At 56.0% G+C, this 24,031-nt stretch carries 27 protein-coding genes and 1 riboswitch; of the genes, 14 read left to right on the forward strand and 13 right to left on the reverse strand.

Features of this window, described 5'->3' with window-relative positions; genetic code table 11:
- Nucleotides 1-2 precede the first annotated feature (2 nt).
- A complete protein-coding gene (locus tag AVCG78_RS06620; protein WP_015916025.1) occupies nt 3-371 on the forward strand; it encodes an Hpt domain-containing protein in 369 nt (122 codons plus the stop codon).
- A gap of 215 nt (nt 372-586) precedes the next feature.
- Nucleotides 587-907 carry a 2Fe-2S iron-sulfur cluster-binding protein gene (locus AVCG78_RS06625; RefSeq protein ID WP_015916026.1) on the forward strand — a complete coding sequence of 107 codons (321 nt, stop codon included), beginning with the start codon at nt 587-589 and terminating at the stop codon, nt 905-907.
- A gap of 72 nt (nt 908-979) precedes the next feature.
- Here AVCG78_RS06625 and AVCG78_RS06630 read toward each other — a convergent pair whose 3' ends face one another.
- On the reverse strand, nt 980-1,636 hold the full coding sequence (locus AVCG78_RS06630; RefSeq protein ID WP_234665107.1) for a DUF922 domain-containing Zn-dependent protease: 657 nt from the start codon (nt 1,634-1,636) through the stop codon (nt 980-982).
- A gap of 278 nt (nt 1,637-1,914) precedes the next feature.
- Here AVCG78_RS06630 and folP point away from each other — a divergent pair, with 278 nt between their 5' ends.
- The 3 genes from folP to folK all read left to right on the forward strand — a co-directional run bounded on the left by folP (nt 1,915) and on the right by folK (nt 3,680).
- On the forward strand, nt 1,915-2,808 hold the full coding sequence (gene folP, locus AVCG78_RS06635) for a dihydropteroate synthase (RefSeq protein ID WP_071206624.1): 894 nt from the start codon (nt 1,915-1,917) through the stop codon (nt 2,806-2,808).
- Nucleotides 2,801-3,169, forward strand: a complete 369-nt coding sequence (gene folB / locus AVCG78_RS06640; protein ID WP_070164703.1) for a dihydroneopterin aldolase — start codon at nt 2,801-2,803, stop codon at nt 3,167-3,169. Before folP ends, folB begins: the two co-directional genes overlap by 8 nt.
- A gap of 61 nt (nt 3,170-3,230) precedes the next feature.
- Nucleotides 3,231-3,680, forward strand: a complete 450-nt coding sequence (gene folK / locus AVCG78_RS06645) for a 2-amino-4-hydroxy-6-hydroxymethyldihydropteridine diphosphokinase (protein WP_234665114.1) — start codon at nt 3,231-3,233, stop codon at nt 3,678-3,680.
- A 350-nt stretch (nt 3,681-4,030) separates the two neighbouring features.
- Here the strand turns inward: folK and AVCG78_RS06650 are convergent, their stop codons facing one another.
- Nucleotides 4,031-4,318, reverse strand: a complete 288-nt coding sequence (locus AVCG78_RS06650) for a hypothetical protein (RefSeq protein ID WP_071206620.1) — start codon at nt 4,316-4,318, stop codon at nt 4,031-4,033.
- Between the two features lie 413 nt (nt 4,319-4,731).
- Here AVCG78_RS06650 and AVCG78_RS06655 point away from each other — a divergent pair, with 413 nt between their 5' ends.
- Entirely contained in the window at nt 4,732-5,244 is a 513-nt protein-coding gene (locus tag AVCG78_RS06655) for a hypothetical protein (protein ID WP_143049414.1), read from the forward strand.
- Nucleotides 5,245-5,359: 115 nt separating this feature from the next.
- Nucleotides 5,360-7,111 carry a M10 family metallopeptidase C-terminal domain-containing protein gene (locus tag AVCG78_RS06660; protein WP_071206304.1) on the forward strand — a complete coding sequence of 584 codons (1,752 nt, stop codon included), beginning with the start codon at nt 5,360-5,362 and terminating at the stop codon, nt 7,109-7,111.
- 101 nt (nt 7,112-7,212) lie between these two features.
- Here the strand turns inward: AVCG78_RS06660 and gcvP are convergent, their stop codons facing one another.
- From gcvP to gcvT, 3 genes are read right to left on the reverse strand one after another with little or no spacing between them, the layout of a single operon-like run.
- Nucleotides 7,213-10,077: an aminomethyl-transferring glycine dehydrogenase gene (gene gcvP / locus AVCG78_RS06665; RefSeq protein WP_071206302.1), complete on the reverse strand. Its 2,865-nt coding sequence runs from the start codon at nt 10,075-10,077 to the stop codon at nt 7,213-7,215.
- Nucleotides 10,074-10,436 carry a glycine cleavage system protein GcvH gene (gene gcvH, locus AVCG78_RS06670; protein ID WP_071206300.1) on the reverse strand — a complete coding sequence of 121 codons (363 nt, stop codon included), beginning with the start codon at nt 10,434-10,436 and terminating at the stop codon, nt 10,074-10,076. Before gcvH ends, gcvP begins: the two co-directional genes overlap by 4 nt.
- Nucleotides 10,437-10,452: 16 nt before the next feature.
- Entirely contained in the window at nt 10,453-11,592 is a 1,140-nt protein-coding gene (gene gcvT, locus AVCG78_RS06675; protein WP_071206298.1) for a glycine cleavage system aminomethyltransferase GcvT, read from the reverse strand.
- Nucleotides 11,593-11,743: 151 nt separating this feature from the next.
- Nucleotides 11,744-11,830: riboswitch (glycine riboswitch) on the reverse strand.
- A 264-nt stretch (nt 11,831-12,094) separates the two neighbouring features.
- Between gcvT and AVCG78_RS06680 the strand changes: the two genes are divergently transcribed.
- A complete protein-coding gene (locus tag AVCG78_RS06680) occupies nt 12,095-12,607 on the forward strand; it encodes a copper chaperone PCu(A)C (RefSeq protein ID WP_071206296.1) in 513 nt (170 codons plus the stop codon).
- Nucleotides 12,608-12,705: 98 nt separating this feature from the next.
- On the opposite strand, the gene AVCG78_RS06685 is transcribed toward AVCG78_RS06680, so the two are convergent.
- On the reverse strand, nt 12,706-12,918 hold the full coding sequence (locus AVCG78_RS06685) for a hypothetical protein (RefSeq protein WP_041696586.1): 213 nt from the start codon (nt 12,916-12,918) through the stop codon (nt 12,706-12,708).
- Nucleotides 12,919-13,126: 208 nt separating this feature from the next.
- Entirely contained in the window at nt 13,127-13,423 is a 297-nt protein-coding gene (locus tag AVCG78_RS06690; protein WP_041696588.1) for a hypothetical protein, read from the reverse strand.
- 217 nt (nt 13,424-13,640) lie between these two features.
- On the opposite strand from AVCG78_RS06690, the gene crcB reads away from it, so the two are divergent.
- The 4 genes from crcB to AVCG78_RS06710 all read left to right on the forward strand — a co-directional run bounded on the left by crcB (nt 13,641) and on the right by AVCG78_RS06710 (nt 16,589).
- Nucleotides 13,641-14,018, forward strand: a complete 378-nt coding sequence (gene crcB / locus AVCG78_RS06695) for a fluoride efflux transporter CrcB (RefSeq protein ID WP_015916036.1) — start codon at nt 13,641-13,643, stop codon at nt 14,016-14,018.
- Between the two features lie 132 nt (nt 14,019-14,150).
- Nucleotides 14,151-15,143 (forward strand): RluA family pseudouridine synthase, encoded by a 993-nt coding sequence (locus AVCG78_RS06700; protein WP_060716998.1) that lies wholly within the window; start codon nt 14,151-14,153, stop codon nt 15,141-15,143.
- On the forward strand, nt 15,140-15,811 hold the full coding sequence (locus AVCG78_RS06705; protein ID WP_071206292.1) for an HAD-IA family hydrolase: 672 nt from the start codon (nt 15,140-15,142) through the stop codon (nt 15,809-15,811). Before AVCG78_RS06700 ends, AVCG78_RS06705 begins: the two co-directional genes overlap by 4 nt.
- The gene (locus tag AVCG78_RS06710) at nt 15,804-16,589 is read left to right on the forward strand and encodes an ATP12 family chaperone protein (RefSeq protein ID WP_071206290.1); all 786 of its coding nucleotides are present in this window, start codon (nt 15,804-15,806) and stop codon (nt 16,587-16,589) included. The genes AVCG78_RS06705 and AVCG78_RS06710 overlap by 8 nt, the downstream gene beginning before the upstream one ends.
- A 19-nt stretch (nt 16,590-16,608) precedes the next feature.
- Here AVCG78_RS06710 and AVCG78_RS06715 read toward each other — a convergent pair whose 3' ends face one another.
- Together AVCG78_RS06715 and AVCG78_RS06720 are read right to left on the reverse strand one after the other, a co-directional pair.
- Nucleotides 16,609-16,914 carry a DUF1883 domain-containing protein gene (locus AVCG78_RS06715; RefSeq protein ID WP_015916040.1) on the reverse strand — a complete coding sequence of 102 codons (306 nt, stop codon included), beginning with the start codon at nt 16,912-16,914 and terminating at the stop codon, nt 16,609-16,611.
- A gap of 353 nt (nt 16,915-17,267) precedes the next feature.
- A complete protein-coding gene (locus tag AVCG78_RS06720) occupies nt 17,268-18,587 on the reverse strand; it encodes an MFS transporter (RefSeq protein ID WP_015916041.1) in 1,320 nt (439 codons plus the stop codon).
- A gap of 463 nt (nt 18,588-19,050) precedes the next feature.
- Between AVCG78_RS06720 and AVCG78_RS06725 the strand changes: the two genes are divergently transcribed.
- A complete protein-coding gene (locus AVCG78_RS06725; RefSeq protein ID WP_015916042.1) occupies nt 19,051-19,677 on the forward strand; it encodes a LysE family translocator in 627 nt (208 codons plus the stop codon).
- 56 nt (nt 19,678-19,733) lie between these two features.
- Here the strand turns inward: AVCG78_RS06725 and AVCG78_RS06730 are convergent, their stop codons facing one another.
- The 4 genes from AVCG78_RS06730 to AVCG78_RS06745 all read right to left on the reverse strand — a co-directional run bounded on the left by AVCG78_RS06730 (nt 19,734) and on the right by AVCG78_RS06745 (nt 22,910).
- A complete protein-coding gene (locus AVCG78_RS06730; protein ID WP_071206287.1) occupies nt 19,734-20,060 on the reverse strand; it encodes a flagellar basal body rod protein FlgC in 327 nt (108 codons plus the stop codon).
- A gap of 133 nt (nt 20,061-20,193) precedes the next feature.
- Entirely contained in the window at nt 20,194-20,979 is a 786-nt protein-coding gene (gene radC / locus AVCG78_RS06735; protein ID WP_087728450.1) for a RadC family protein, read from the reverse strand.
- A gap of 54 nt (nt 20,980-21,033) precedes the next feature.
- Nucleotides 21,034-21,870 (reverse strand): type I methionyl aminopeptidase, encoded by an 837-nt coding sequence (map, locus tag AVCG78_RS06740; protein ID WP_071206282.1) that lies wholly within the window; start codon nt 21,868-21,870, stop codon nt 21,034-21,036.
- Between the two features lie 125 nt (nt 21,871-21,995).
- The gene (locus tag AVCG78_RS06745) at nt 21,996-22,910 is read right to left on the reverse strand and encodes a LysR family transcriptional regulator (RefSeq protein ID WP_156582734.1); all 915 of its coding nucleotides are present in this window, start codon (nt 22,908-22,910) and stop codon (nt 21,996-21,998) included.
- 70 nt (nt 22,911-22,980) lie between these two features.
- On the opposite strand from AVCG78_RS06745, the gene AVCG78_RS06750 reads away from it, so the two are divergent.
- Nucleotides 22,981-24,024 carry a YeiH family protein gene (locus tag AVCG78_RS06750; RefSeq protein WP_409065475.1) on the forward strand — a complete coding sequence of 348 codons (1,044 nt, stop codon included), beginning with the start codon at nt 22,981-22,983 and terminating at the stop codon, nt 24,022-24,024.
- The last annotated feature ends 7 nt before the right edge of the window (nt 24,025-24,031 follow it).

Raw genomic sequence — 24,031 nt, forward strand, 5'->3', positions numbered from 1 at the left:
TCATGGCTGCCGTCAATATCGCTTTCGAAGCTCCAGAAGTACAATCCGGACTGAGCCCGTCCAAGGCACGACCGATCGATCTGGTCCATCTTGCCACGCAGACCATGGGCGATAAGGCCTTGGAAATCGAGGTTTTGCAGATGTTTGCAAAGCAGGCGCGCAGCTGTCTGCAGGGTCTCGCCAACGCGTCCGCTGATCCGGTTGCCATCGCCCATCGCCTGAAGGGTGCGGCCAGTGCCGTCGGTGCCTTCAAGGTGGCAGAAGCTGCTGCCGAAGTCGAAGGCAAAGGCCCCGATGCAGCCCGGATTGCGGCGATTACCGCAACTGTGGTTGAAGCCGAGCATTTCATTCTGAAGCTTTGCCGTATCTGAACCGTCGTGATGTGTCCGCGCCAGTCAAGGCTTACAGGTTGCTATGCACCGGTTGACTGGTGTGCGGATTTGTCAGAAGACTGCGCGCCTGACGGCTGCGCCGGCCGCTGATATCAGCGGCCTTGTTCATCCGGTCAGAGTGTCGTCTTTGTCTTCATCGCCGTGACGTGCTGACTGTTGCGCACGGCGTGCTCTTCAAGCCCCGGATAGATCCCATGACCCAGTTGACCATTGTCGCCTTTGATGGCACCCGCTTTGACCTTGATGCCGCCGATGGCTCGACCGTGATGGAAAATGCCGTTCGCAATTCTGTTCCCGGTATTGATGCCGAATGCGGCGGCGCCTGTGCCTGCGCCACCTGTCATGTCTATGTCGACGAAGCCTGGGTTGAAAAGACCGGCGGTCCGGCGCCGATGGAAGAGGATATGCTGGATTTCGCCACTGATGTGCGGCCCAATTCCAGGCTTTCCTGTCAGATCAAGATCGCCCCGGCGCTGGCCGGTCTTGTGGTGCATGTGCCGGAGCGCCAGGGCTAATCCACGCATCCGTTTTTCTTCTGTGAAAAGCGCGCGACATCTCACAGGAATGTGTCGAAGACGCTGGCTCTATCAGTCGTGATGGGCTTGCGTCTTCGTGTAGCGATATTTCAACAGCCTCATGATCCGGTCGTTGAAATTAACCGCTTCGATGCGGTCAAACCGCAACTGGTCGGCGTCGTGTTCCTGCGTGACCTGATCGGTCAGCACTGAGACCTCTTCCTGAAGCTCTTCGCAGGTGGTGGCGCTGGGCAGAGCCTTTAACTTTTGATCGAGGTCGCGGGCGTGCTGCACGGCGATTTCGGCATGGCGCGATTCATGGCGGTTGATATCGGCCGATAGCGTATCCCAGATCAATCCCAGTTGCGGATTGGCCGATCCGCGGTTTTTCCAGCGTGGCACAATCACCTTGATGGATACCGTCACCTTGATGTTGCCAATGGCACAGCTGCCCCGATGACGAACATAGTCCATGGTGCCGCCAAAACGGATGCGGGTCGCGCCCGGGTGGCGGGTTCCGGTGCTGACCGTGTGCGGACCCTTGCGCTCCAGTTCGTGGTCGAGATCAGTCGCTGTCCGCCCGCCAATCGGGAAATAGACGGTTGATTTGCGGACAATGGTTTCCGCCTGCGCCATGCCTGCCGTGCCGATGACAACGAGTACCACGCCGGAGACGATCACGCGGGAGACGAGCGCGGCACAAACCAGAGTGCCTTTTCTTTTGGCCATTGAACGTATCCACGACATTGAACTTGGTCCCGGTTTGGGGCATACAGCGCCGACATCGACCTGATGTGCCAGCCATTCTGAACAACCCTTGTTTTTCAAGGTGATCTTCACTGCGAATTTCAGCCGTTTCAAGGAAAGGCCGCATAAATCCCCGAACCCGACCGGATTTAAGGAAATATGCAGCTGGCATAAAGTGTTACGGCCAGTCTTGTTGCCTTGTATATGGCGTCCCGCGCCGTCTCGGCAACGGTCTTTTCTGCAAGTCATGAGGAAACCGCGTGAAGATCTCAACTCACCAATGGCGCCTGGCCCATGGCCGCAGCTTGACGCTCGGGTCTCAGGCCCGCCTGATGGCGATCGTCAACGTCACCCCGGATTCGTTTTCGGATGGCGGCGCCCATTCCAGCCGTGACGAGGCCCTGCGCTTTGCGCTGCAATGTCTCGAGGATGGCGCCGATATCCTCGATATCGGTGGCGAATCGACGAGGCCGGGGGCGGATGCCGTGTCTGCCGCCCAGGAGCAGGACCGCATCCTTCCGGTCATCGAAACCCTGGCGCGCGACACCGACGCGCTGATCTCGGTCGATACCTATCGGGCCGAGACGGCGAGGCTGGCGCTGGCCGCCGGTGCCCATATCATCAACGATGTGCATGGATTGCAGCGCGAGCCGGAGATTGCCGATGTGGCTGCCGCAGCCGGGGCAGGGCTCTGCATCATGCATACCGGCCGGGGCCGCGACGTGCTGGCCGATCCGATTGCCGATCAGCGGCTGTTTTTCGAACCCTCGCTTGCTATCGCCCGTAATGCAGCTGTAGCAGCAGAGACGATTGTGCTCGATCCCGGATTCGGCTTTGCCAAGGAAACCGTGGAGGCCAATATCGGTCTGATGGCGCGTTGCAATGAATTGCTCGATCTGGGCTATCCGCTGTTGGTGGGGACGTCGCGCAAGCGCTTCCTCGGCACATTGACCGGGCGCGACGCCGCGGGGCGTGATGCGGCAACGGCGGCAAGCTCGGTTCTGCTAAGACTACAGGGGGCTGCCATATTCAGAGTACATGATGTAAGGACAAATCGCGATGCCCTGGCAGTGGCAGATGCAATGCTAACCATGGCCCCCGATGACGGGCCCGCCGCGCAGGCGCGGCTGCGGGAAGGACGGATCGATGGCTGACACCTATACAATCACCCTGAAGAATTGCGGGTTTTTCGCCCGTCACGGCCTGCATGAGCAGGAGAAATTTCTGGGGCAGCGGTTTTTCATCGATGCCGAACTGGAGCTGCGGTTTTCCTCGGCGCTGGAAACCGATGAATTGGCCGGAACGGTGGATTATGGCGTGGCCTTCAACCTCATTGAAGAGATCGTCACCGGCAAGCGGCGCTATCTGATCGAGGCTTTGGCGCTGGATATCGCTAAATCGCTATGTGATCGGTTCGAACAGATCCTGCGAGCGAAAATCACCGTGCGCAAGCCGAGCGCGCCGATTACCGGCATGCTCGATTATGTCGAGGTTTCCGTTGACCATCATCGATAAGCGCGCCCCGGTGATCGCAGCGCTCGGGCTGGGTGGCAATATCGGCGATCCCGCGCATGCCATGGCAGCAGCATTGAAAGCCCTGGATGAGCGCCCGGATTGCACGGTGTTGGCGGTCTCGCGCCTTTATCGCACGCCGCCCTGGGGAAAGCTGGATCAGGCGGATTTCTTCAATAGCTGCGCGCTGGTCAGCACCACATTGCCGCCCTCCGCGCTGCTTTCGGTTTGTCTGGAGCTTGAGCGGGTGATGAAACGCGAGCGTCGGGAGCGCTGGGGCCCGCGCACGCTCGATATCGATATTCTGCTCTATGGTGACCAAAATATCGAGGAGGATCACCTGTCGATCCCGCATCCGCGCATGGTGCAGCGAGCTTTCGTTCTTCAGCCACTTTGCGATATCGGCTGCGACCTTGTGGTAGAGGGCCGATCGGTGGCCGATTGGCTGGGGCAGGCTGACGCCCATGATATCGTCGTCGCCGATACCGATCCGCTTTGGTGGAAGAGGGGCTGATACCTGGAGTCTGTCAGGCTCACACTGAACCAGGCAAACTCCAGATTTTTCTGTTTTCGTTTGTTTTTTAGGAAAACCGGGTTCCACTTTTCCCTGACAAACTCTGGAGGCGATCGAAGATCGCGCTTGCTATTCCTTCATAGGAAAAGGTCGACAAAGCTTCCGACTTTGTCGACCTCTTTATAGAGCCTACTCACTTATAGAAAAGCCGCTTCTACTGCATCATTCCTTAAATGGGAGGAGAAAATTATGCAGTAGATTTAAAGTGTTACAGCGTCCTTTGTGCGTTTTAACGCACGGCGCTGTCGCGGTTCAAACCTCCACCTCCACCCTCGGTGCAGGCCTTGAATTTATGGCCGCTGCGGCTTGCAGGGAGCCTTAGAACCCACGCCGCAGGTCGTCATCGGATCGACGGACTTGCCGCGATGCTGTTTTGCCGCTTTTTGAGGAGGCAGCTTGTTTTGATGCGTGCGCTCGTGGGTGGCGGCTTTCTTCTGTGTCGGTTTGCCAGGCTTCGATTGGCAATCGCTCATGCCGCCCTTGACGCAACGGTCGCTGTTCGGTGCCTGAGCAAAGCCCTGGTGGGCTGAGAGGATCAGGGCAGAGGCAAGGGCGAGGGTGGTGAGAAAACGGGTCAATGGATCTTCCTATTCTGTCGGTTACACAAAAGCTGCCGTGCAATCAGAGGGATGATAACAGGACAAGCTTCTTGTTTGGTTATTTTCAATAACAAATTTTTGTCATTAGTTTGATTTTTTAAATTATAATTTTCGGCGCGTTTTCATACGCGGCTGTGAGCCTACCTTCGGCAGGAGAACGCGAAATCGGTTTTAGCTCCGTCAAGCGTACTTGCCATAATCATATTCGCTTGACACCCATGGCGTGCCTTGAATAATTGATCCAATCAGGGGTGTTATTTTTTGTATTTGACGGGCGTTTCAGGGGTGCTCTGCGTTTTCGCTGAGAATGAATTTCCTATGTTTTATCGGATCAGGCCGCGCGCTCGTGATTTGTGATGCGCTTGGAGAGGTGCCAAGGGGGTATGGATCTTGTGAGCAATATGAACAAGAGGTCCTTCAGACCAATTGCAGCCTTGGGTATCGTGCTGATTGGATATTTCTCTTGGTGCAAGCTTTATGCTGAGCCAAAAGCAAAAAATCTTATTATTGCTGAAATGCGTTTAAAGCAAGAAAATCGATGCGGTGGGGCGGATATAAAGGGGTGTAAAGTAGATCGTGATAATTACATAGAGTGCAAAGAAGAAATATTTGAATATAAATTTGATTATTGGTGGAATAATAAAGGCAAAGAAAATATAGAAAATATTATTTATAAAAAATATATAGATTCATTTTATGATTTTAAAAAAGTTAAATATTGGATGGCGTGTGAAGGTTTTATGATTTTAAAATCGTCAGATTCAATGAACATTTCAAGTCCTTCGTACTATGGTTATTCGTTATTTGATGATGATTTATTTTGGTTCGCATATCGAGTTTCCTTAGATGTACGTGAGGAACCAGATAGAAAAATAAAAGTCAGAATTGGTTTCACCTACTTATGATTTTCTGGTGCGGGGAAAATTTATGACTATCGTAAAGCTATAAGTTGCAGCCAATCAAATTTCACCTTCTGGCTGGGGGCATTTACAAATTGTTGGGGAAGACGAGAATGGCGAGTTGTTTGAATTGGAGGTTCAAGCTGGCGCCAATTGGATTGTCTATGGTGACGGGAGTCAACTTCATATTGAAAATACTCCGGGGTATGGTGAGCCTGAGAATTACAAAATCTCTGAACTCGATCTAAGCGGGCGAAATGCCAACGACGTTTGGGAGCTTTTAAAGCAAATATCGGCGTCGATTGATGATTGTATCATAGATTATACGGCTGATGATAATAGTAATACCTACGTAAACACAATGCTAAATGCTGTGGGTATCAACGTTTTTTCTTATATCGACAGCATAACGCCCTCAAATGTCACCAATGGATTTCCGGGCTTGAATGCGAATGATGGTGCCCACGTTGCTTACCAGGAGATCGCTTTTCAGGTTAGCGGAACTGACGCAGCCGATATCATTCGTGGCGGTATCTGGGATGACGTTCTGGCTGGTGGGCAAGGACGTGACGACATCGCTGGAGACATATTAGTTGGTGGGGCAGTGGAGGAGGGCTTCAAGGCGGACGATCTTCAGGATGGGAATTATGTAAAGATCTACCATCCTGAATGGGATGACGTTTTTCTGGTTTCTGGCTCAATCGCTGTTTACCCTACTTGGTTTGCAGATGAGCTTAACAGGAATTGGGTGTCGAGAGAGAGTGCTGAAGCGATAAAGACCCTTGACCTCATTGATGGGTCAGACAAGAATTTTACCGTTTACGCGCAAAGCTCTACGGAAGATGGTTCGGAAACCTACGTCACGAACATCACGGCAACGGAGCTTGAGCAAGCAACCAATGATATTGATGATGATTTAGTTGATCGTGAATTTTCATCTCTTTATACTGATGGAGATTTAATCAATACTCTGATTTCACATATTGGTTTCCATAATTTTGTATTTAATGATATTGGAGCTGTTCTCGTTGTTACTGTTGAGGATGATTATAAGACGTCCTTTGCTCAATACGGCGTTACAAATTTCATAACTTATGACCCTTCTTCTACCGAAGACTGGGTTTTTGTCGCCAGTGACTCACCCAGTAGTGGTGATAACGACAGTGGAACCGCGGGCGGTAGCGCTACAGAAAGTAGGTCAGCAGAGAGTTTTGCTGGAGCTGATTTCACTCTCAGCAATGGATGGGATCTCGCTTATGGCGGCACTTTGAACGATATGTTTCGCTTAGGCTTGTACAGCGTTGGTGACGATGTTGTATATGGCGGTGGCGGTCAGGATACCGTTGATTATAGCGGCGAAACGCAAGACTTGACCATTACCTTTACCGGAGTTGTTTCCTCAAGCGGGGAAAAATTTTGGAAAGTGAGTGGTGACGGTGAATTCTCTCAGTCGGGAGGAAATCAAAGTTATTATACCTACGATGACAAAATTTTCAGCATTGAAAATATCACTGGAGGAAGTGGAAACGATACCATCACTGCTGGAGAAGATGCTAACACTTTGAATGGCTCCGAAGGTGATGATATCCTCGCCGGAGGAGCGGGTGATGATTATCTGATCGGCGGCGCGGGCGCAGATATCTTCGTTTTCAGTTCTTCGGCTCAAGGCGCAGACTGGATTGAAGACTTCACTGTCAATGAGGATCGTATTGATATTTCTGATATCACCTCGTTCGACGATTTTTCTGACGTAATTGCAATTGCCGAGGAATTGGATGGAACGACTTGGTTGAAGTTCGATGAAACGAATTCCATACGCCTGCAAAATGTTGCGCTACATAGTCTTTCAGCCAATGATTTCATGTTGGCTTGATTCAGATACTTTGACAGGCGAAATACTCATTCTAGGCCTCCCCATTCAGGGAGGCCTATTCTTAGGACAATAAAGACAGACTTCGATACTTGATCTACTGCTTACTCGGCAGCCTCCGCATACGCGCTCATCGGGGGGCAGGTGCAGACCAGATTGCGGTCGCCGTAGACATTGTCCACGCGGTTGACGGAAGACCAGTATTTGTCCACGCGGAACGCGCCCGGTGGGTAGCAGGCCTGATCGCGGCTGTAGGGACGATCCCATTCGCCAACCAGATCTTCCACCGTGTGGGGTGCGTTTTTCAGTGGGTTGTTGGTCTTGTCCATCCGGCCATCTTCAATGGCGCGGGCTTCTTCGCGGATGGCCAGCATGGCTGTGCAGAAGCGGTCCAGCTCGGCTTTGGTTTCCGATTCTGTTGGCTCAATCATCAGCGTGCCAGCCACCGGCCAGCTCATGGTGGGGGCGTGGAAGCCGCAATCGATCAGGCGTTTGGCAACGTCATCGACTGTTACGCCAGCGCTGTCGGCCAGCGGGCGGGTGTCGATGATGCACTCATGCGCAACACGGCCAGAAGCCGAGGTGTAGAGCACATCATAGGCCCCGGTCAGGCGGGCGGCGATGTAGTTGGCATTCAGAATGGCAACCTTGGTGGCTTGTGTGAGGCCCTCGCCACCCATCATCAGGCAGTAGGACCAGCTGATGGGAAGGATGGAAGGGGAGCCGTAAGGGGCGGCTGACACAGCACCGGGGCGACCATCGGTTTCCACATGGCCAGGCAGGTAGGGGGTGAGATGGGCTTTGACGCCAATTGGACCCATGCCCGGACCACCGCCGCCGTGCGGAATGCAGAAGGTTTTGTGCAGGTTGAGGTGGGAAACGTCCGAGCCAATATCACCGGGGCGGGAAATGCCGACCATGGCGTTCATATTGGCACCGTCGAGATAGACCTGCCCGCCATGGGCATGGGTGATCTCGCAGATTTCCCGCACGGTTTCTTCAAACACGCCGTGGGTGGAGGGGTAGGTGATCATGCAGCAAGACAGGTTTGCCGAATGCTGTTCTGCTTTGGCGCGGAAATCAGCCAGATCGACGTCGCCATTGTCCAGCGCCTTGACTGGCACCACCAACATGCCAGCCATCTGGGCAGATGCCGGGTTGGTGCCATGGGCCGATGTTGGAATGAGGCAGACGGTGCGGTGCGTATCGCCCTTGGCAAGGTGATAGTTGCGGATGGTCAAAAGACCCGCATATTCGCCCTGCGCGCCAGAGTTTGGCTGCATCGAAATCGCATCATAACCCGTAACGGCGCAGAGCTTTTCCGAGAGATCGTCGATCATTTCCTGATAGCCCAAGGCCTGATCGGCTGGGGCAAAGGGGTGAATGTCGGAAAATTCCGGCCAGGTGATTGGCAGCATTTCGGCTGTGGCATTCAGCTTCATGGTGCAGGAGCCAAGCGGAATCATCGCCCGGTCCAGCGCCAGATCCCGATCCGATAGACGGCGGATGTAGCGGGTCATTTCGCTTTCCGCGCGGTTCATATGGAAGATCGGGTGGGTCAGGTATTGGCTGGTGCGCAGCAGGCTGGTGGGCAGGCGATAATCCGGGGTGAAATCACCCACCGCGAAATTGCCGCCAAAGGCACGCCAAACGGCTTCCAGCGTGGCAGGGCGGGTGCGCTCATCCAGCGAGATGCCGATTTTTGTGGTGCCGACTTTGCGCAAGTTGACGCCTTCAGCCACAGCCGCCCGCAGGATAAGGCCCTGCATATGGCCGACTTCCAGCGTGATGGTGTCAAAGAAAGTTTCTGGCTCAATGGTAAAGCCCAGCTTTTCCAAGCCCTTGGCCAGCAGCACGGTCTTTTGATGCACCTGCTGGGCAATGGCCTTTAAGCCCTGCGGACCATGGAACACCGCATACATCGAGGCCATGACCGCCAGCAGCACTTGGGCTGTGCAGATGTTGGAGGTGGCCTTTTCGCGACGAATATGCTGTTCGCGGGTTTGGAGCGACAGGCGATAGGCGCGGTTGCCGCGTGAATCCACCGATACACCCACCAGACGGCCCGGCATGGAACGCTTGATGGCATCCTTCACCGCCATATAGGCGGCGTGCGGACCGCCATAACCCACTGGAACGCCAAAGCGCTGGCTGGAGCCAATGGCAATATCGGCACCCATTTCACCGGGGGATTTCAGCAGCAGCAGCGCCAGCGGATCAGCGGCCACAGCGGCAATGGCTTGCGCATTGTGCAGGGCGTTGATCAGCGGGGTGAAGTCGCTGACATGGCCGTGCGTGCCGGGATATTGAAACAGCGCGCCAAACACTTCGCCGGGGTTGAGATCGGTGAAGGGATTGCCAACCACGACCCCCCAGCCCAAAGGCTCGGCGCGGGTCTGGATCACGGCAATGGTCTGGGGATGGCAATTGGCATCGACAAAGAAGGCCTTGGCCTTGGATTTTGCCACGCGCTCCGCCATGGCCATGGCTTCGGCAGCGGCGGTTGCCTCATCCAGCAGCGAGGCGTTGGCAACGTCCAGCCCGGTCAGATCGCAGATCATGGTTTGGAAGTTGAGCAGCGCTTCTAAGCGCCCTTGGGAGATTTCCGGCTGGTAAGGCGTGTAGGCTGTGTACCAGGCCGGGTTTTCCAGAATATTGCGCTGGATCACGGGCGGCGTGATGGTGCCGTAATAGCCCTGACCGATCAGCGAGGTCAAAGCCTTGTTTTTGTTGGCGGTTTCGCGCAGCTTGTCCAACGCTTCGCGCTCGCTCATCGCTTTGCCCCACACCAGCGGCGCGGATTGGCGAATGGAGGCGGGAACGGTTGCTGCAATCAGCCCGTCAAGGCTGTCATAGCCCACGGTCTTCAGCATTTCGTCCATTTCAGCCGGAGAGGGGCCGATGTGGCGGCGATTGGCAAAATCGTAGGGCTGGTAATCGGTAAACTGAAATTCTGTGGGTGTGGTCATGCGATCAGCTCGTTGTAAGCGGCTTCGTTCAGGAGGGTTTCGGCATCAGCAGGATTGGCGAGCTTGAGCTTGAAGAACCAGCCAGCGCCACGCGGATCGGAATTAACCAGCGATGGATCATCGACAATCGCCTGATTGATCTCGGTCACTTCGCCATCCAGCGGACAATAAACGTCGGAAGCTGCCTTGACGCTTTCAACCGTTGCGGCCTGACCGTCTTTTGCAAATGTGGCTCCAACTTCTGGCAGCTCTACAAACACCAGATCGCCAAGCTGTTCAGCGGCGTGGGCGGTAATGCCAACAATGGCGATATCGCCTTCAATTTGCAGCCATTCATGTTCAGAGGTGAATTTCAACATGGGTCTCTCCAGAGATCTAGCGTTTGTAGGTGGGAGTAATGAAGGGCAGGGTGGTAACGGCAACAGGCAGATATTTGCCGCGTACCTCTGCGAAAAGCTGGGTGCCAACATTGGCGTGATCGGCAAGCACATAGCCCATGGCAACGGGGCCTTCGACCGTGGGGCCAAAGCCGCCAGAGGTGACTTCGCCAACCTCAACCTTGCCTTCTGCATCCGCAAACAGTTTGGAATGGCCGCGCACAGGCGCTTTGCCTTCGGGCTTCAGGCCAACGCGGCGGCGGGCAGGGCCGTTTGACAACTCTGCCAGAATGCGTGAAGCGCCGGGAAATCCACCTTCGCGATCACCGCCAGCGCGGCGGGCTTTTTGAATGCCCCATTCAATCGCGCCTTCCACCGGGCTGGTGGTGGTGTCAATGTCGTTGCCATAGAGGCAAAGGCCAGCTTCCAGCCGCAGGGAATCGCGGGCGCCAAGGCCAATTGGCTGACAATCCGGGTGATCCAGCAGCACTTTGGCAAGCGCTTCTGCCTTATCCGCTGGCACAGAGATTTCAAAGCCATCCTCACCGGAATAGCCAGAGCGCGAGACGATGCAGAGCGTATCCAAAAGCGGAATTTCGCGCACATCCATAAACTTCATGCCGGAGACACCAGCCCAAAGCTCTCCCAACACCGCCTCGGCACGCGGGCCTTGCAGCGCCAGAAGGGCGCGGTCTTCCAGAACCTCAATAGTGCAGCTATCGGCAAGATGCGCCCGCATATGGGCAATGTCCGCATCCTTGCAGGCCGCATTGACCACCACAAACAAATGATCGCCGCGATTGGTGATCATCAGGTCATCGAGAATGCCGCTATCGAGATTGGTAAAAAAGCCATAGCGCTGACGCCCTTCTTTGAGGGCCAGAATATCGACCGGAACCAGCGTTTCCAGCGCAAGGGCTGCATCTTCCACCTTGCCGGATTTTGGCTTGAGCAGCACTTGCCCCATGTGTGACACATCAAACAGCCCGGCGTTGGCGCGGGTGTGCAGATGCTCTTTCAACACGCCAGCGGGATATTGCACCGGCATGTCATAGCCGGCAAATGGCACCATACGGGCACCAAGCGACAGGTGAAGATCATAAAGGGGGGTGCGTTTGAGGGCGAGATGGTCGTCCAAGAGGCGTCTCCACTGTCATGCGCTACGCGCATAGGCTCAAATTCAGGCACGGTTGTGCCGGTTCATGAGCCCCCTCTGTCCGTTTGCCTGAGATTGTTATCCCTTCGGCGCGGCTTGGTTTTGCAACCAAGCCTCTCTCCAGAGTGCAGTTTACGCCTTGTGGTCCGTTTGCCTGAGAGTTTCCGGGGCGGTTGCTCCTTCGGCACCGGACTTAACCGGATTCTCCCTACAAGGTGATGGCGCAATTATCCGGAGTGGGGGGCTCTTGGCAAGTGCTACCGGTCGTTCTCAGCCAAATTTTTGTCGCAGCGCAGCGCTGTTTGATCCAGGGCAAATGCACGTCCAATGACCGTGATAAAGCAATATTATTATACAGCCTGCGGAAAGGGCACCGGGCGCGGAGATCTCTTGCTTTCCCTCGCCAATTCGCTCAGGTTCCAGATAAGTGCTTTCGGCGCAACGGAGATTCCCGCCGGCAGACTTGGGAGAGAGGAAGACAATAATGACCAAGACATTTTTAGCTTCAGCCATTGTCATCATGCTTGCCGCCAGCGGGGCTGCGTCAGAAGAAATGGATCATGCCGCCATGACGGCAAAGGGCGATATGGCCGCGCCCGCGCAGGCGATTACCGCGACACTTGGATCGCTTAAGATCAGCGATGGCTATTTGAAAGCGATGATCCCGGGCCAGCCCGTCGGCGGTGGTTTCGTAACGATCAACAATACCGGCTCCGTGGAAGATAAGCTGATTGCAATCTCATCGCCGCGTGCGATGCGGGTGGAATTGCATGAAATGGTCATGCAAGGCACGATCATGAAAATGCGAAAAATACCAGATGGTTTTGCCATTGCCCCAGGCGCCACATTGAAAATGGAACCGGGCGGTTACCATCTCATGTTCATGGGTGTGCAGATGCCCTTCAAGGCGAACCAGACTATACCGGTAACATTAACCTTCGAGAAGGCTGGTACGCTCGAACTGGCGATGCCCGTGGTGACGATACGCGGCAGGTAAAACGCCGCGCCAATGGACGCGGCGCCAGTTCATTTCGATAATCGTCCGTCTTCAGTCATCATTTGAGACCAGTCGGCTTGCTTTATCGGAACCTTGCATCAACCGGTTCCGGCATCGACATTTGGCCCATCTTGTTCCCCTGGCAGGGTTCCACTGCCGGGCGTTTTCTCCCGGTCGATCAAATGTTCCTTGGAATGCGGCCCGGCTGGAAGATTATCAGCCGCTTGTCCGGTGTTGCCAGACTTCGTTCCGGCAGGAATAGGTTTTTCCGTATGTTCGACAGCGTTACGGGCTTTAGCGTCCTTATGCATCGCGAACCTCCTTTATGCAGCATCATCCCTTCAACCAGATCGGTTGAGGGCATCATGCGCCAGGTCTATACGCTGCATCCTGCGAAACTTATGCGCAGTCGCGCAGCAGCATGCAGCGTCGATGACAAACGCGGACTGTGTGATGTTGTTCCGGTAATGGTTTACGACAATCGGAATGCTGGGCTCTGTATGACGCTTTCAGGCTTGATTACGCTTTGAGGCCGGCATCCTCGGATTCCTGATAGGCCTGTTTGGTTTCTTCCAGGCTGGCGCGGGGTTGCTTGTTTTCACCCGCCTTCATGAAGTGCAAGCCGATGGCCGAGCTATCCCGCAGGGTTTCGATGGCCGTTCGGTTGATGCCTTGCGTCTTGGCGATTGCCTTTTTGACGCTGATCTGCCGGTTGATCTGTTCGACATAGGTTGAGCGGCCTGGCTTTTGCACCGGCTTCAACGTATCCGAAATATAGCCGGCCGTGGTGGCCGAAACCGAAAGAACTTGAACCATGGCACTCACATGATCTGTTTAGCTGTTGCCATTTCATCACGACAAATTCTATCGTGACTTAAATAAATGAATCGCATTTTAAAGACCGACCGGATTCCAGCGGTTTGTGTTGAGAAAAACATGCCGGGAAAGCTGTAAACTGCGTTGATTTTTTCTTTGCCCGTCCTGCCGGATGACGCACAAAGGGATGCAGGAAACAAGCGAGGCCCGGAAAACGATGAAGGACGTGATATATGTTGCCCTTGGCGGCGCGGTCGGATCGGTGTTGCGATATTGGGTCGGCATCGTCACAATCAGGCTGTTCGGTCCGTTTCTTCCCTGGGGTACGTTTTCGGTCAATCTCATAGGGTCTTTCTGCATCGGATTGTTTGCCGAAATGATCGCCCGCAAGTTTGATGCGTCAGCCGACCTGCGCATGCTGCTGATCACCGGTCTGCTCGGCGGCTTCACGACTTTTTCGGCCTTCATGCTGGATACGGTCAGTCTTGCGGAACGCGGCGACCTTCTGTGGCCAGCCTTTTATGTGGCGGCCAGTATCGGCTTTGGCGTTGGCGCTGTGTTTGCGGGACTTGCCGTGGGCCGCTGGCTTTTCTGATGGCCTGTCTGTTTCAGGCGTTTTTTCACAATCGCGGTTTCACACGGGCGCAGAAATGGGGTAAAGCCAGCCCATAATAGAATTGACAGGGTTTGGCGCGCGCGCGCGCCCAAGGGAACGAAAGACGTCCTTATGGCAGGCATAGAACATATTACCGTCGGTCCAGACGAGGCGGGCATGCGCCTCGACCGCTGGTTCAAGATCCATTATCCGGGCCTCGGTTTCGGCCCCTTGCAAAAGCTGATGCGCTCCGGCCAGGTCCGTGTCGATGGCGGCCGGGTGAAAACCGATGCTCGTGTGCAGCCCGGCCAGGTGGTGCGTGTGCCGCCGATGGATGTCGATGCCAAGACCCCGAAATCCGGGCCGATTGCCTCCCATGATCTGAAGCACGCTGGCGACGGCGAATTGCTGTCGCGCATGCTGCTGCATGAAGATGAAAAAGTCTTCGTGCTAAACAAGCCTGCTGGTCTGGCCGTGCAGGGCGGCTCCGGCCTCAACCGCCATATCGACCAGATGCTCGAAGCCTGGACCAGTAAGAAGGGCGAAAAGCCGCGCCTTGTGCACCGCCTTGACCGCGATACGTCAGGCGTGCTCGTGGTGGCCCGCACCCGTGGCGCGGCCCAAAAGCTGACGGCAGCGTTTCGTGAACGCGACACCAAGAAGACCTATTGGGCGCTGGTCAAGGGCGTGCCGCGCAAGCATGACGACAAGATCTCCACCTGGGTGGTCAAGGAACAGACCGAAGACGGCGACCGCATGCGCATCGCCCGCCACGGCGAAGACGGTGCCGATCACGCCGTTTCCTATTACCGTGTGCTGGAAACCGCAGCGCAAAGCCTCGCCTGGCTGGAAATGGAACCCTATACGGGCCGTACCCATCAACTGCGCCTCCACGCCCTGCATATCGGCCATCCGATCATCGGTGATCCGAAATATTATGTCGACGATCCCAACTGGGATTTCCCCGGCGGCGTCCAGAAGCGGCTGCATCTGCATGCCCGCCATATCGATATTCCCCATCCCGATGGCGGACGTCTGCGCATCACCGCGCCCTTGCCGCCGCATATGGTGCAGACCTGGAACCTTCTGGGCCTGGACATGGAAAATGGCGGTGACTTTGCATGAAACTGGTCCTGTTCGATTGTGACGGTACCTTGATCGACAGCGCAGGCACCATTCACGAGAGCATGCGCCGTACGTTTCTTGCTTTCGGCAAGCCGGAGCCAACGCTTGCTGCGACCAAAAGCATCATGGGCCTGACGCTGGATATCGCCATCGCCCGTATCGACGGCAAGCAGCATGTCGATGACGAAGCCGTGGCCATGCGGGACCATTACAAATCGCTGTTTACCGAAGTGCGCCAGGCACCCGGCTATAGCGAACCGCTGTTTGACGGTATCCGCGCTTTGATCGAGCGGCTGGCTGCGGAAGACGAAATCCTGATCGGCGCTGTGACCGGCAAATCCCGGCGCGGCTTGAACTATGTTCTCGACGCTCACGGTTTTCAGTCCTATTTCACCGTGTCGCGCACGGCGGACGACTGTCCGTCCAAACCGCATCCGGCCATGGTGACGGAGTGCTGCGACGAAACCGGGATGGATTTGAAAGATACCGTGGTGATCGGTGACGCGATCTACGATATGCAAATGGCCAGAAACGCTGGCGTCAAGGCAATCGGCGTCAGTTGGGGCAGCGCCAGCACCGACCAATTGAAGGTCAGCGGTGCGCATGTCGTCGTAGACCGGCCTGACGAGCTTCTTGCCCATATTTTGGGAGTGACCCATCATGCGTGATATTTTCGAGGGCCTGACGCCTGAATTGAGCGATCCAGATCCGGTACGCCGGGCGCAGATCCAGATGAAAAAGCCCTTGCCGAAGCGCTTTTATAAAGACGTGACCGTTGCAGCGGGGCAGGACGGTCATGCGGTGCTTCTGGATGGCAAGACGGTCAAGACGCCAGCCCGAAACGCCCTCGTGCTGCCGACCGAGCCTTTGGCTGCGTTGGTTGCTGGCGAATGGCAGGAGCAAGGTGAGTTCATCGATCCCGCGACGATGCCGGTCACCCGGCTGGTCAATACAGCGCTTGATGCCGTCAGCGTCAATACTCAAGAGGTACTGGACGATATTGTCCGGTTCTGCGGCAATGACATGCTGTGCTACCGGGCCGATGCGCCTCAGGAACTGGTGGAGCGTCAGAGTGTTAAATGGGATCCAGTTTTGGACTGGCTAGCCGACACACATGGGGCACGGGTTCTTCAGACCAGCGGCATCATCTACCAACCCCAGCCATCGGACGCAATCGAGGCATTTGATCGGGCATTGCAGCGCTATCGCGATGGTGTGGCGCTCGCCAGCCTGCACGTGATGACGACTCTGACAGGGTCCGCCATTCTGGCGCTGGCGCTAGCCGATGGCCAGTTGACCTTGTTCGACGCCTGGGATCTCGCCCATCTGGACGAGAACTGGACGGACGAGCACTGGGGCAGCGATATGGAAGCAGAAGCACGGCGCGCGGCCCGCTTTGTCGATATGCAGTCGGCCTATGAGGTGCTGAGGGCTGCTCGCGCTTGAGTTCGACGCTATAGCAGTGTCAGCTCGCCTTTTTGGATTTCACTGGCGGGGCGACCATCTTCACCGAGGATTCCGCCAGGCCATGATGGCCCTCCATATCGACGATCAGATGCCAATGAGCTTGCTCGGGAACGACGATTTTGACCGGGGCCTTCTTGGCGACACCGCCGGCAAATTTGTAATCCAGCCCTTCCTTGAAGCGCTGGAAATTACTGGCGGTCATCAGCCGGACATTGTTGATGGCATTCAGCTGCACTTCCAGAATGGTGCCCGCCCGCAATTCCTTTAGGTCGTAATGGGTGAACCGAAAGCTCGGTTTGGTCATGATGGGCCTCCTCCCGCACGAGGCATGATTGTGGTTATCGCGGCCGGTGCGCGAAGCGTGGTTGCATGTCACTACGATCATTTCAAATCGTATAATCGATCCAAAAATCTCGAAAGAGCCGTGGCTTTTAAGCTCTGCTAAAATAAAACAGGATCATTAAGGAAATCCTAGATGAATGCGGTGGAACTTATCGGTTCGCCACTCGTTCGTGAGTGGGGCTGATGTGAGGGTTTCGAACCCCCCTATCGGAGCCGGATCGTCGGCCCCCAACCTCTGGTTACCCCGCCCAGGCTATGCCGGGCGGGGTTTTTCATAGCCTTTCAGGCAATTCCTGAAGGTTTGAAGCCCGCCGCTCACACTGCTTCTCTGTCGATATGGGAGGTTTTTTGTGTATCCGGCATCACGGCATAGACGATCAGCGAGACCGCGATACATCCCGACACATACCAGTAGAACCAGCTTTCATGGCCAGCTTGCTTGAACCATAATGCGACATATTCGGCTGTGCCACCGAAGATCGACACGGTGAGTGCATAGGGCAGGCCAACGCCCAGCGCCCGAACCCCGGTTGGAAATAGTTCTGCCTTCACCACCGCGTTGATGGCAGTATAGCCTGATACGATAACCAGCGCCGCGATAATGATGAAAAAGGCTTCCAGCGCATTGGAGGCCGTGCTCAACGTGGTTAGCAGCGGCACGGTGCAAAGCGTGCCGAGCACGCCGAAGGCGATCAAGATCGGTCTGCGGCCAATCTTGTCGGACAGCAATCCGACGAGGGGTTGAAGGCACATGTAGAAAAACAGCGCGCCTGCCGACACCAGTGTCGAATCGTCCTTACTGAGATGCACGGTGTTAACAAGGAATTTCTGCATATAGGTCGTATAGGTGTAGAAGGCGACAGTACCGCCCAGGGTCAGGCCAATGACCGTGAAGACCTGCCGTGGATATTTCATCAGTTCGCGCAGTGGATTGGTCCGCACCTTTTCCGACGCACGCTGGAATTGTTCGGTTTCGGCCATGTTGCGGCGTAAGAAGAGGGCGATAATCGCCAGTGCGCCGCCGATGACGAAGGGGATGCGCCAGCCCCAGGCCTCCAGCTCCTCACCCGTTAGCAGCAGCTTTTGCAGCAGCAACAAGACCAGAATGGCGCAAAGCTGTCCGCTGATCAGCGTCACATATTGGAAGCTCGAATAAAAGCCGCGCCGCTCTTTCGTCGCCATTTCGGAAAGATAGGTGGCGCTGGTGCCGTATTCTCCGCCAAGGCTGAGGCCCTGCAACATGCGGGCCAGCATCAGGATGGCGGGGGCGGCATAGCCGATCGTCGCAAAGCCCGGCGTGACCGCGATCAGCAGCGACCCGAAACACATCAGAAGGACCGAAAGCGTCAGTGCCGATTTACGCCCTTTGCTATCGGCATAGACCCCAAAAAACCAACCGCCGACAGGCCGCATGATAAAGCCGACGGCAAAGATGCCGGCACTGTTGAGCAATTGCGCAGTCGGATCGCTATTGGGAAAAAAAGCGGGCGCGAAATAGAGAGAAAACGCGGAATAGACGTAAAAATCGTAATATTCGACCATATTGCCGATGGAGCCGCTGAAAATGGAGCGCAGGCGGCGCGCCATATCACCGCTATTTTCGCCCGCTGGTGGTGCGCTTTGTCTCTCTGCCATATTGCTTTCTCACCTGTGCCGATTCTCTTCCCTATAGCGGGTTGCATGATTCGGGATTCACCCGATATGCCATAGGTTTTTGTTTTCGCATGTCTTTTCCCCGAAACTGCTGCAGCCTTTCGGGAGGCATGTTTTAACAGGCAAAACCGTTGCATGGTCGGCTGGCATCTCGCAAGACGGGAATTCTACAAAATTTTGGTTGTCGTTGCGGTGTGGTTCCGTGCTGGAATTGCAGTTCCAGCTTTTCCTTTAATCGGTTCCGGTTTGAGGAATTATGCAGTACAGCGTCTTTGGCCCGTGCTCTTTGCCCGTGCTTTTGGGCCGTTGCAGTGCTGGCACGGCATAATTTGCGAACCGAATGGGGTTCTCGACGTTATGCCTCGTCAAGGCTCGCCGCGCTGCCTGTACATGACTGTTTCTGCTTTCATCCGTCACGGATAAGGCCTCTGTGACGGAGAAAAACATGCTGATTATCCTGCTGCTCAAGGGCGTGTTGCTCGGCATTGCCGTGGCCGCACCGATTGGGCCAATCGGCACACTCTGTATCAACCGCACCATGGAGCGCGGTTTCTGGCATGGGGTGTCAGCCGGGCTTGGAGCTGCCATTGGCGATATGGTCTTCGCCATTGCCGCCGCAGCGGGCTTTGCCGCCATGCAGGATCTACTGGCTGAAATATCGCTGCCGCTAAAACTGGTCGGCGGCACGCTGATTTTGCTGATCGGTATCCGCATGCTTGCAGCGCGGCCACCGCGACCGGCAGCACAGATCAAGGCCAGCGATTTTATCCGCACCACCATGTCCACCTTCGGGCTGACGATTACCAATCCTGCGACGATCTTCGGTTTCGCAGCATTATTTGCAGGCGCGGGTCTCGCCGATACCGGCGAAGTCAGCCCGTTCTTTCTGGTTGCAGGGGTGTTTCTTGGGTCGCTGATCTGGTGGTTTGCGCTGTGCGGCGCCGTTGTCTGGCTGAAAAGCCGATTGCCGGACCATTTCACGATCTGGGTTCAACGCGGCTCCGCCGTGCTGCTGATCGGCTTCGGCCTGATTTCTCTTGGCCTTGCCGCCCGGCAATATTGGGGTGGGTGAGGGGCTTGGAGCATTTCCAGGAAAAGTGTGAAGTGGTTTTCCGTCAGGAAAATGCTTTAGTCGCGTTTGACGCTCATCAGCATGTCCCACATGTCGGCACCGGTCTCGAACACTTTCGCATTGGCGGCAAACCCGTTTTCGGCGCCGATCATGTCGGTGATCTCACGTAAGGGATCGACATTGGAGGTGTCTTGCGTCGCAGGCGCGTCCGTGGAGCGCGTTGTGGTCGGCGCAACACCTGAGCCACTGGCCGAAAGATTTGTGTTCAGCCGCTGATATCCGGGCGTATCGGCATTGGCGATATTGCTGGCAATATTGCTCAGGCGTGTCTGTTGGGCCAGCATGCCTGACGTTGCCGTGTTCAAAATACCGGAAATGCTCATCTGATCCGTCCTTGGCTTGGTATAACAAGGTGTAGCGGACACGATTTACCGAAGGTTGAACAGTCAAGCTTAACAATAAGATAGCGGCTGTCTCAAGCTGAGACGGTTGAGATCTTCAATGATGATTCATAGCTCAGATCAGCCGCAGGCCTTTCAGGCTGGCATGGCCCTGTTTGCCGATGATGACATGGTCATGCACGGTGATGCCGAGAGGTTTGGCCGTATCGATAATGGTTTTGGTCATCTCAATATCGGCGCGGGATGGGGTCGGATCACCGCTTGGGTGGTTATGCACGAGGATAATGGCCGTGGCGGATAATTCGAGTGCGCGTTTGACCACTTCACGCGGATAGACCGGCGTGTGGTCTACCGTGCCGCGGCCCTGGACTTCATCGGCGATCAGCGTATTGCGCTTGTCGAGAAACAGGATTCGGAACTGTTCAGTGGTTTCATAGGCCATGGCGGCGTGGCAATAATCGATCACGCTCGACCAGGAGGACAGGATCTGCTTGCCCTTCAACTCGCTTTTCAGCATCCGCTGCGCTGCCGATGAAATCAGCTTCAGATCAAGCGCCACGGCCTCGCCGACGCCTTTCACTTCCTGAAGCAGGGTGTGTTTTGCGCCAAATACGCCCGCAAGGCTGCCAAATCGGTCCAGCAGAGCCTTGGCAATCGGCTTTGTGTCACGCCGTGGGATCAGCCGGAACAACAGCAGTTCCAGCACTTCGTAATCGGCTAGCGCCTCGTCGCCCTTTTCCTTAAACCGCAGGCGCAGCCGTTCACGGTGACCATGGTAATGTTCGGGCTGCTTGGCACTGGTGTCCGGCGCCTTTTTCATCGCCTTCGGCTTCTGGACCTGTTCGGCGAAAAAGCCGCGCTCGTCCTGCTCGTAATCGAAGCTCTCGTCCTGTTCCGGCAGGAAGGACGGGGAGGCAGTTTCGTCGACGTTAAAGCGCGGAGGCTTGTTCATTGCTCAGCCTTGCAAGGGAGGCAGGCCCGGACGGTCAAGCCCGGCAGGCGACAATGTGAAGATTTCGCAGCCGGACGAGGTAACACCGACGGTATGTTCATACTGCGCCGTCAACGACCGGTCGCGGGTCACCGCCGTCCAGCCATCGGCCAGCACCTTCACATGCGGCTTGCCGAGATTGATCATCGGCTCGATGGTGAAGATCATGCCCTCGCGTATTTCCGGGCCTTCATCGGGCCGACCGTAATGCAGGATATTCGGGCTGTCGTGAAACAGTTGCCCAACGCCGTGGCCGCAGAAATCCCGCACCACGGAACAGCGCTGCGCTTCGGCAAAGCTTTGGATGGCCGCACCGATCGCGCCGGTGCGCGTTCCCGGCCTGACGACCTCTATGCCACGCATCAGGCATTCATGGGTGACTTCGAGCAGACGTTCGGCGGCGCGCTTGATTTCGCCGACCGGATACATCCGGCTGGAATCGCCATGCCAGCCATCCACCACATAGGTCACGTCGATATTGACGATATCGCCTTCGCGCAACGGTTTTTCATCGGGAATACCGTGGCAGACAACATGGTTGATCGAGGTGCAGACCGAGTGCCGGTAGCCGCGATAATTCAGGGTTGCAGGCAGAACGCCGTTGTCCATGCCAAAATCGAAGACAAACCTGTCGATTTCATTGGTGGTAACGCCGGGCTTTACCATCGGGGCCAAGGCGTCCAGGCAGCGGGCTGTGACCTGGCAGGCCTTGCGCATCGCTTCGAAAGCATCCGCGCCATAGAGACGGATCGCACCGGTGTTTTTAAGCGGCGCGGTTGCCGCGTCGATGTAATTTACCATTCCATTATCATCCCGCATTCAATTTCAGTTTTTTACATACCGCAGGCAAAGGTTGTTCGTCCATCACGATCCGCAGGCCATGATCAATTCTTAACCGCTTCCGGTCTGCTATACCCAGGTCATCTTCAATTGCAGTCAGTGGCTCCTTGCAGGAAGGCACGGGCCGCGCCACTGATGCGCCTCTCACGGTGGCGTAGGGCGGTGAAATGTCGAGCCGGAAGTGGGATCGGGGCAATCTGCAATGCGCCGCTTGCCACAAGCGCTTGCACTGCCGACCGAGACAGCGCGCTGGCGCAGCCGCCCGCTCCAAGCGCCGATAGAACCGCTTCATTGGATGGAAAGGTCAAGGCCACGGTCAGCGACGACGGTTCTATCTCCATCGCCTTCAATGCCTGCTCGAAATAGGCGCGCGTACCGGAACCATGCTCCCGCAAAATCCAGGGCGTGGCCAGAATCGCCGCTGGCATATCCACGGCTGGATCTGCCAGCGGATGGCCACATGGGACGACGATGACCATTTCGTCTTCTGCGACCACCAGGTGCGTCAATGTCTCCGAGGGTATTTCGGCCTCGACAAAGCCCAGTTCCGCTCTGCCCGTCTCGACGGCGTCAGCGACCGAGGCGGAATTGCCAATGGTCAGCGCCAGTTCGATATCCGGATGGAGGGCGTGAAACTGCATCATTTTGCGTGGCAGCCAATGGCTGGCCACCGTCTGGCTGGCATGGATGGTCAGCTTGCCCCGGCTCAACCCACCCAATTCGGCCAGCACCAATGCGGCATGGTTCGCTGCATCAACCGTTGCGCGGGCCTCATCAATGAAGATCCGGCCTGCCTGGGTAAGTTCTATACCCCGTCCAACCCGGTCGAACAGCAGGACATCGTGATTGATCTCCAAGGCGCGGATAGCCGCGCTGACGGCAGACGGCGTCAGGCCGATTGCCTCTGCCGCCCGTGTGACATGCTGGCGCTCGGCAACGGCAAGGAAAATGGTCAATTGCTCAAGTGTCACGGTGATCTCGATTGTGAAATAATTCTGCATGAACTGTAGTCAATTATGCGTTGGAGTAAAATGAATTTCCCATGCAAAACAGGCCAACCGATGGAAAGGTCTGAAAATGCGCCTGTTTCGCCCCGTTGTTTCGCTCGCGCCTGGGATTGCCCTGTCCAGCGCTGTCGCTTTGGGAGGCTATGCTCTCGCCTTTACGGTTCAGCGTGTCACGGGGCGGACGCCTGTCGATGCCCTGGTCTGGTGTATTTTACTCGGCACCCTGGTCAAAAGCCTGTTTGTCCTGCCGCAGGTCGTGAACAAAGGCATTCATGCCTGCGCAAAAACCGTGCTGGAACTTGCCATTGTCCTTTTGGGCGCATCGGTCAGCATTAGCCAGATCGCCGGGAGCGGGTTCACCCTGATAGCTTTTGTGATTGCCGTGGTCTGTTGCGGCTTGGTCAGCAGTTATGGGATTGGGCGTGTTATCGGATTGCCGCATCCGCTGGCTTTGCTGGTTGCCTGCGGCAATTCGATTTGCGGAAATTCGGCGATCATGGCGGCAGCCCCGGTGATCGGCGCCGATGCCGACGAGGTAGCGTCGTCCATTGCCTTTACTGCGGTGCTTGGCATTCTTGTTGTGCTTCTGCTGCCGCTGGTGGCTTTTCAAGCCGGTCTGGACCCCCGCCATTACGGAATTCTGGCGGGCATGACGGTCTATGCCGTTCCGCAAGTGCTTGCGGCCACAGCGTCCTTCGGGCTGGTCAGCCTGCAAATCGGTACGCTGGTCAAGCTGATCCGGGTGATGATGCTGGGGCCAGTCCTGCTCGGACTGGGGATGAGTGCCAGAGGCATGGAAATGGGGTCCGGGCGTGCAAACGAGCGCAAGAATGGGCGCAAGTTTGGCCTTTCCCAACTGGCGCCCTGGTTTATCGTCGGCTTTCTGGCCTTGATGGTGGCGCGATCCATGGATGTCCTGCCGCATCGTCTGCTGGAGCCTTCGCAGCATCTGTCGGGATTTCTCACCACCCTGTCCATGGCGGCGCTTGGTCTCCAGGTCGATCTGCGTAGCCTGCTTGCGTCGGGGGGCAGGGTGCTGGCGGCGGGAAGCCTCTCGATCCTCGCTCTGGGGGCGATTGCGCTGATGGCCATTCATTTCATGGTATAGTCTATGA

Origin of the sequence: Gillisella vitis (genome assembly GCF_021559775.1) — a bacterium.
GTDB classification, from domain to species: domain Bacteria; phylum Pseudomonadota; class Alphaproteobacteria; order Rhizobiales; family Rhizobiaceae; genus Allorhizobium; species Allorhizobium ampelinum.

Coding starts and splice junctions, on each gene's coding strand:
- AVCG78_RS06715 (WP_015916040.1), bottom strand. CDS start 16,914: ATGACCAAACCGAGCTTTCGGTTCACCCATTACGACCTAAAGGAATTG.
- folK (WP_234665114.1), top strand. CDS start 3,231: ATGGCAGCAGCATTGAAAGCCCTGGATGAGCGCCCGGATTGCACGGTG.
- map (WP_071206282.1), bottom strand. CDS start 21,870: ATGGTAAATTACATCGACGCGGCAACCGCGCCGCTTAAAAACACCGGT.
- folB (WP_070164703.1), top strand. CDS start 2,801: ATGGCTGACACCTATACAATCACCCTGAAGAATTGCGGGTTTTTCGCC.
- AVCG78_RS06710 (WP_071206290.1), top strand. CDS start 15,804: ATGCGTGATATTTTCGAGGGCCTGACGCCTGAATTGAGCGATCCAGAT.
- AVCG78_RS06725 (WP_015916042.1), top strand. CDS start 19,051: ATGCTGATTATCCTGCTGCTCAAGGGCGTGTTGCTCGGCATTGCCGTG.
- gcvH (WP_071206300.1), bottom strand. CDS start 10,436: ATGTTGAAATTCACCTCTGAACATGAATGGCTGCAAATTGAAGGCGAT.
- AVCG78_RS06745 (WP_156582734.1), bottom strand. CDS start 22,910: ATGCAGAATTATTTCACAATCGAGATCACCGTGACACTTGAGCAATTG.
- AVCG78_RS06730 (WP_071206287.1), bottom strand. CDS start 20,060: ATGAGCATTTCCGGTATTTTGAACACGGCAACGTCAGGCATGCTGGCC.
- AVCG78_RS06700 (WP_060716998.1), top strand. CDS start 14,151: ATGGCAGGCATAGAACATATTACCGTCGGTCCAGACGAGGCGGGCATG.
- AVCG78_RS06625 (WP_015916026.1), top strand. CDS start 587: ATGACCCAGTTGACCATTGTCGCCTTTGATGGCACCCGCTTTGACCTT.
- gcvP (WP_071206302.1), bottom strand. CDS start 10,077: ATGACCACACCCACAGAATTTCAGTTTACCGATTACCAGCCCTACGAT.
- AVCG78_RS06620 (WP_015916025.1), top strand. CDS start 3: ATGGCTGCCGTCAATATCGCTTTCGAAGCTCCAGAAGTACAATCCGGA.
- crcB (WP_015916036.1), top strand. CDS start 13,641: ATGAAGGACGTGATATATGTTGCCCTTGGCGGCGCGGTCGGATCGGTG.
- AVCG78_RS06690 (WP_041696588.1), bottom strand. CDS start 13,423: ATGGTTCAAGTTCTTTCGGTTTCGGCCACCACGGCCGGCTATATTTCG.
- AVCG78_RS06680 (WP_071206296.1), top strand. CDS start 12,095: ATGACCAAGACATTTTTAGCTTCAGCCATTGTCATCATGCTTGCCGCC.
- AVCG78_RS06705 (WP_071206292.1), top strand. CDS start 15,140: ATGAAACTGGTCCTGTTCGATTGTGACGGTACCTTGATCGACAGCGCA.
- AVCG78_RS06685 (WP_041696586.1), bottom strand. CDS start 12,918: ATGCATAAGGACGCTAAAGCCCGTAACGCTGTCGAACATACGGAAAAA.
- AVCG78_RS06630 (WP_234665107.1), bottom strand. CDS start 1,636: ATGGCCAAAAGAAAAGGCACTCTGGTTTGTGCCGCGCTCGTCTCCCGC.
- AVCG78_RS06720 (WP_015916041.1), bottom strand. CDS start 18,587: ATGGCAGAGAGACAAAGCGCACCACCAGCGGGCGAAAATAGCGGTGAT.